The organism is Citrobacter sp. TBCS-14 (genome assembly GCF_005280805.1).
Classification (GTDB): domain Bacteria; phylum Pseudomonadota; class Gammaproteobacteria; order Enterobacterales; family Enterobacteriaceae; genus Citrobacter; species Citrobacter gillenii.
In genome coordinates this window covers 1-209 of sequence record NZ_SZWM01000178.1, presented here as the reverse complement: position 1 = coordinate 209, position 209 = coordinate 1, and the positions used below count along the sequence as shown (strand labels likewise).

General features: G+C 60.3%; 1 pseudogene. It reads right to left on the bottom strand.

Annotated features, from left to right (window positions below):
• A pseudogene (locus FDX22_RS08635) lies at window positions 1-209 on the bottom strand (S49 family peptidase); the annotation flags it as partial.

Here is a 209-nt window from a genome sequence, read left to right as displayed (position 1 = left end):
GGCCCGTCATCATCACCGGATATCGCCAGCGTCGCGAGTGCCTCTCCGGCAGTCAGACTGTCGCCGGACACCGCATCCGTCAGGCGGCTGATACCAAGCTGGCCAGCAAGCGCACAAAAGAAAACCCGCGCATAGGCGGGTTCAAGCATCAGCGGCTCATTAAAGGCCATGCTGGCAATATGCGGGAGATTACGCAGCTCTGCTGTCAC